Raw genomic sequence first — 6,312 nt, forward strand, 5'->3', positions numbered from 1 at the left:
TCCGTTAATTTAAATATCGTCCCGGTATGGGTCTGCTATGTTTAGCTCTGCAAGTAATTGCTTTTCGATGCTTTCCATCTCTAAAGCATCGTCACTCTTTATATGGTCAAATCCAAGCAAATGCAAGCATCCGTGAATAACCATGTGAGCAAAGTGGTCATGAAATGACTTCTCTTGCTCAATTGCTTCAGCTAATACAATGGCTGGGCAAATAATTAAATCACCAACCAAAGGAATATCTATTCCTAGTGGTGCTTCAAATTCGAACGACAGTACGTTGGTCGGTTTATTTTTACCGCGATAGTCGTTATTAAGTTGTTGCGATTGCGCTTCGTCGCTAATAACGATACTGAGTTCGGACTCGTCACGGTATTGGCTAAGGGCTTTGTCGGCCCATAGTGCAAATTGTTCTTCGCTTGGGAGGTTGTCAAACTCACAGGCTATTTGTAAATCAAGTTCGGTTGTCAAAGTATTACTCTTTAGTAGTAGGCTGTTGAAGAGCAGCGAGTGCGTCTTTTGCATTTTGCTTTTCAATGCGCTTAAGTCGCTCGCTTTCGTCGTTACGCTCGTAGGCTTCAACTATGCGTGCTACAACAGGGTGACGTACTACGTCGTGGGCTTTGAAGTAGTTAAAGCTAATTTCGTTTACGCCATCAAGTACTTCAATTGCATGGCGAAGGCCTGAGCGTGTGCCACGAGGTAAATCGACCTGTGTAATATCGCCTGTAATCACCGCTTTTGAGTTAAACCCTATACGGGTTAAAAACATTTTCATTTGCTCGGCGGTAGTATTTTGGCTTTCATCTAAAATAATAAAGGCATCGTTTAAAGTACGTCCGCGCATGTAAGCAAGCGGTGCGACTTCGATGATATTTTTTTCGATGAGCTTTTCTACTTTTTCAAAACCTAGCATTTCAAAAAGAGCATCGTAAAGAGGGCGCAGGTATGGGTCTATTTTTTGACTTAAATCGCCAGGTAAAAAGCCAAGCTTCTCGCCAGCCTCTACAGCAGGGCGCGTTAGTAATATACGGCGTATTTCTTGGCGCTCAAGAGCGTCGACGGCGGCTGCAACTGCAAGGTAAGTTTTACCAGTACCTGCAGGGCCAATACCAAAGGTAATGTCGTGGTTTAAAATATTAGCCACATAAACACCTTGGTTGTCGTTACGTGGTTTAATAACACCACGGCGGGTTTTAATAACCATTTCTTTGCCATAAGCGCTGCTGGATGCATCTTGCTCTAAGGCTTTTGATTCGGTAATAGCTAAATGAACGGCGTCGGGTTCTATTTCGCCTAAAACACCACGAACTGGCTGAGTATCAACATAAAGGTTTTTTAAGATTTCTACAGCGCCGGCGCAGTTGTGTAGTTTACCGGTTACTTTAAAAAAGTTGTCACGGTGAATTATTTCAACAGCCAGGTGGCGTTCAATTTGTTTGATGTTTTCGTCAAACGGGCCACATAAAGAAGATAGGCGTTTGTTATCGGCAGGTTCTAAATAAATCTCTAATGTTTTTAACTGATTACTCAAAATTGCTTCCTATAGTACTGCGCCAGGGTTAACTGGCGCTAATTGTGTGACTAAGGAACGAAAGTAGCTACGCCAATTTCGTTAACAGTGTCTGGTTTTGGCTCTGCAGCTGCAGCTTTAGTTAAAATAGCTGAAGGAGCGACTTCACGTCGTAAGTTCATTTCTGATTCTGTACGAATTAAGTCACCACGTAAAGAGTTAGGTAGTGCTTCGGTAATACGTACATCAACAAACTGTCCGATCACAGTGTGCGGGCCAACAAAGTTTACTACACGGTTGTTTTCTGTACGGCCACGTAATTCCATAGGGTTCTTCTTAGAAGGACCTTCAACAAGTATACGTTGCTCTGTATCGAACATTTGACGACTAATTTGCTGCGCCATTTGTGTAATACGGTTTTGTAGTAAGTATAAGCGTTCTTTTTTCTCTTGCTCTGTTACGTCATCTGGCAAATCTGCCGCTGGCGTACCTGGGCGTGCACTGTAAATAAAGCTAAAGCTCATATCAAAACCAATGTCGCTAATAAGCTTCATGGTTGCTTCAAAGTCTTCTTTACTTTCGCCTGGGAAACCAATAATGAAATCTGACGACATGCTTAAGTTAGGACGAATTTTGCGTAACTTACGAATTGTCGATTTGTACTCAATTGCCGTATGACCACGTTTCATTAGGTTTAATATACGGTCTGAACCACTTTGTACTGGTAAATGTAAGTGATCTACAAGCTCTGGTACATCGGCGTAAACGTCGATTATATCTGGGGTAAATTCTACCGGGTGCGATGTGGTGTAACGAATACGGTCAATACCATCAATAGCTGCAATAAGACGAATTAAATCAGAGAAGTAACAAATTTCGCCATCGTGCGTATCACCGCGGTATGCGTTTACGTTTTGACCTAAAAGATTTACTTCACGTACGCCTTGCTCTGCAAGTTGTGCAACTTCAAGTAGTACGTCATCTACTGGGCGACTAACTTCTTCACCGCGAGTATAAGGTACAACACAAAAAGTACAGTACTTAGAACAGCCTTCCATAATTGATACGAAAGCAGATGGGCCATCTGCTTTTGGCTCTGGCAGGCGGTCAAATTTTTCAATCTCTGGGAATGAAATATCAACAACCGATGAGCCTTTGTCGCCTTGCACTTGTTTAATCATTTCTGGTAAACGGTGTAGCGTTTGCGGACCAAAAATAACATCTACAAATGGCGCACGTTGGCGAATAGAGTCACCTTCTTGTGAGGCAACACAACCACCTACACCAATTATTAAATCTGGTTTGTCGTCTTTTAATAATTTCCAACGACCTAATTGGTGAAATACTTTTTCTTGTGCTTTTTCACGAATTGAACAGGTGTTAAGTAAGATTACGTCGGCATCTGTTGCATCTTCAGTTAGCTGGTAGCCGTTGGTGGCATCTAAAAGTTCAGCCATTTTCTGAGAGTCGTATTCGTTCATCTGACAACCCCAGGTTTTAATATGCAGCTTTTTGCTCATTGAAATATAGCCTCGTGTTCAATTCGATAGTGGCACAAAAATGTGCTTGAAACAGGATTAAGGAGCAAGCATGCTCACTTAAAGGAGGCGTATTTTAGCTGGATACCCGTCCAGATCCAAGTATAGTTTTCATGTTTGTGATCTCAAATCAATACGAGGCGAGTTTAATCAGCTGTTAGGGATATCCTCTGGTATAAAACAAATTAATTTTGATACAATCAAAACAGACTCAAGTAATAATAAAATGATGAAAAACATGACTAAAAATAATGTGATAGTAGTTGGTGGTGGCATGGTTGGCGCGGCTATGGCGATAAAGCTTGCTCAACAGGGCTTTGGCGTACGCATAATCGAAAAACACCTAATAGACCCATCACAGATTCTTAGTAGTGATAAGGTTGATATTAGAGTGTCGGCTATTAATCGTTTTTCAGAAAATTTACTTGATGAATTAGGAGCAATGCCGCTTTTAAGGCAAAACCGCATAGCGCCTTATCAGCAATTAGAGGCATTTGAGCGCGGTGGTGATAATTTATTGTTTGACTGCGCCGATATAAACACCACGCATTTAGGCCACTTAATTGAAAATAGTTTAATTCAAGCAAGTTTATGGCAGCAATTTGATCATTATAAAATTGAGGTTATTGAGCAAGCCACACCTATTACTAAAATAGAGCAAACGGATGATTTAATTACGCTTGTGTATGGAGCTCAAACCTATACCGCTGATTTAGTGATTGCAGCCGATGGCGGACAATCGCAGCTGCGTGCTAAAGCTAATATAGGAATTACCGGCTGGCAGTATCAGCAACATTGCATGGGGGTATTAATTAAACTCGATGCGCCGCAACAAATTAAAACATGGCAGCAGTTTACGCCAAGTGGGCCACTCGCATTTTTGCCAATGCAGGCACCATACGCTAATTTAATTTGGTACGACGATGCAAATACACTGCAAGCATTTAAAGGGTTAAACCCAGCTGAGCTAAAAATGCACATACTTAATAAATTTCCTGAACTTGCTGGAGACTTTGAAGTACAAACTCATGCAATATTTCCGCTTACTCGCCAACATGCTAACAACTATTCACAAGGGCGCTTAGTTTTAGTAGGCGATGCAGCTCATACAATAAATCCGCTTGCAGGGCAGGGCGTTAATTTAGGTTTTCAGGACGTAGTGGCACTTGCTGAAGTTTTAGACAATGCAGCGGATATAGGGTGCCCGTTAACGCTTAAAGAATACGAGCGAGCTCGCCGTAAGGCTAATTTATTAATGATGAGCATGATGGACGCGTGTTACTTTGGCTTTTCTAACCAAGTTGCGCCACTTAAATGGGCACGTAGCCAGTTTTTAAAAATGGCTAATAATACAGGCCCTATAAAAAACTGGGTTTTAAAATACGCAATTAGCGGTGATTTAGGCTAAATTTAAAGTAGAGATTAAAAAGGCTCATTTATGAGCCTTTTTTTATGTCTGTTTTTTAAGTGAACAAATAGTGACCCAGTTATATTAAATAAAATTTTAATTTGACTAGGGTTATATCACTAAACCGCAATTTAATAATTTTAAAGAGCCTATGTGTGGATAATTTTTTTTCAGTAATAATTATTTTAGGTGCGCTACTGCTAGTTGCTAGCTTAAAAACAACCTTTAAAGTTTGTAAAAAAACATCGCAAAGAGCGTGGAGTGTACTTTTATGCGCTATTGTCTGTTTTATTTTAGGGTATTGGTGGATACTTTATTACTTTTCAAATTACGATACGGCACCAATAATAAGAAATGCAGTTGCCACAATATTATTTGGTGGTGCAGGGTTTGTTTTCTTAGTTGTCAAACTGAGTTTAAAAAGCATCCTTAAAATAGAGCAAGCAACGCAGTATCAAAAATATCAAACTGAGCACGATAACTTAACAACCTTACCTAACCGCAATAACTTTTTTAAATCCTTGAGTAAACAAGTCGATTACCCTTCTTCATTTGCATTATTTTATATTGATTTAAATAATTTTAAACAAATTAATGATGCGTTTGGTCATCAATGTGGTGATCAACTACTGGCTGCTTTTGCTAATAAGTTAAGCAAAGAACTATGTGGCATTGCTAAGTTATATCGAATAGGGGGTGATGAGTTTGCGTTCTTACTGAATACCGATACTGATGAAAGCATGGCTCACTGTGTAAATATTATAAACTCAGCCGTCAAAGCTCCGTTTTGTACACATGAGCAAATGGTTAAAATACAATTAAGTATAGGCGTAAGCCGTTTCCCAGATGATAGCCGATTAGCCGACCAGTTACTAAAAAAAGCCAACTTGGCACTGCATGAAGCAAAAAAGACATTTCAACCTTTAGTAAATTACTCATCTGAAATAGGTAAACGAGCAGAGGACTTTTTTGATTTATCAGTCAAAATTAAAGCCGCGTTACACAAAGGGGAGTTCGAGCTTTATTTACAACCAATAATGGACTCCAAAGATATTCAATTGCATGGCCTAGAAGCGCTGATCCGATGGCCGCAAGCTGATGGTAGCTTTATTAGTCCTGAAAAGTTTATAAGTGTAGCTGAGCGTACAGGGCTTATTTTTGTTTTATCGAAATGGGTTGTACAAGAAGCAGTTAACCATATTAGAAAACTTAAACTCTTTGGGTTCACCGGTACTATTCATGTCAACTTATCAACGAAAGATATTGAAAGCAGCGAGTTTTACGAATTTATAATTAGCTTACTTACTACTGACCCGACTTTAAGTGATTCACTAATATTTGAAATTACAGAAGGGGCAATGATGACAAACATACCCGCAGCAAGAAAAATGATGCAGCAGTTAAGTATGCGTGGATTTAAATTTAGTGTTGATGATTTTGGTACGGGGTTTTCGTCACTGTCGTTATTAAGGGAGTTGCCCATAAACCAGATAAAAATAGATCAATCGTTTATCAAAGACATGCTCATTAATCCGCCTGATTACGCTATTGTAGAATCTACGTTGTTTTTGGCGAGCCGATTAAATTGCGATGTAGTAGCTGAAGGAATAGAAACCAAAGAAGTGGAGCAAGCGCTATTGAGTATGAACTGTGGTTATTTACAAGGGTATTTATATAGCAAACCAATAAATATAGATGAATTTATAAATGTATATTTAAGTACAGAAAAAGTAAGCTGAATTTAATGAATATTGAGAAGTTTTAGAGAAGGAAGTCAAATTGGCTGGGATACCAGGATTTGAACCTGGGAATGCCAGGATCAAAACCTGGTGCCTTACCGCTTGGCGATATCCCAA

Annotated in this window: 5 protein-coding genes and 1 tRNA gene; 2 read left to right on the forward strand and 4 right to left on the reverse strand. The window is 39.6% G+C overall.

Annotation, left to right across the window (positions count from 1 at the left end; translation table 11 throughout):
• Positions 1-9: 9 nt before the first annotated feature.
• Genes ybeY through miaB form a run of 3 tightly spaced genes read right to left on the reverse strand, consistent with a single transcriptional unit; the run spans position 10 to position 3,030 of the window.
• Positions 10-468: an rRNA maturation RNase YbeY gene (ybeY, locus tag QMA08_RS10750; protein ID WP_290174496.1), complete on the reverse strand. Its 459-nt coding sequence runs from the start codon at positions 466-468 to the stop codon at positions 10-12.
• A gap of 4 nt (positions 469-472) precedes the next feature.
• Positions 473-1,531 (reverse strand): PhoH family protein, encoded by a 1,059-nt coding sequence (locus QMA08_RS10755; protein ID WP_002958543.1) that lies wholly within the window; start codon positions 1,529-1,531, stop codon positions 473-475.
• A gap of 50 nt (positions 1,532-1,581) precedes the next feature.
• Positions 1,582-3,030 carry a tRNA (N6-isopentenyl adenosine(37)-C2)-methylthiotransferase MiaB gene (miaB, locus tag QMA08_RS10760; RefSeq protein ID WP_002958544.1) on the reverse strand — a complete coding sequence of 483 codons (1,449 nt, stop codon included), beginning with the start codon at positions 3,028-3,030 and terminating at the stop codon, positions 1,582-1,584.
• Between the two features lie 256 nt (positions 3,031-3,286).
• On the opposite strand from miaB, the gene QMA08_RS10765 reads away from it, so the two are divergent.
• Both QMA08_RS10765 and QMA08_RS10770 read left to right on the forward strand, forming a co-directional pair.
• Positions 3,287-4,456, forward strand: a complete 1,170-nt coding sequence (locus tag QMA08_RS10765) for an FAD-dependent monooxygenase (protein ID WP_259418318.1) — start codon at positions 3,287-3,289, stop codon at positions 4,454-4,456.
• Positions 4,457-4,611: 155 nt separating this feature from the next.
• Entirely contained in the window at positions 4,612-6,195 is a 1,584-nt protein-coding gene (locus QMA08_RS10770) for a bifunctional diguanylate cyclase/phosphodiesterase (RefSeq protein WP_290174497.1), read from the forward strand.
• Positions 6,196-6,236: 41 nt separating this feature from the next.
• Here QMA08_RS10770 and QMA08_RS10775 read toward each other — a convergent pair.
• Positions 6,237-6,311: transfer RNA gene (locus tag QMA08_RS10775), tRNA-Gln, on the reverse strand.
• Between the last annotated feature and the right edge of the window lies 1 nt (position 6,312).

The sequence above is a fragment of the Pseudoalteromonas sp. APC 3355 genome (genome assembly GCF_030407615.1).
Lineage (GTDB): Bacteria > Pseudomonadota > Gammaproteobacteria > Enterobacterales > Alteromonadaceae > Pseudoalteromonas > Pseudoalteromonas distincta.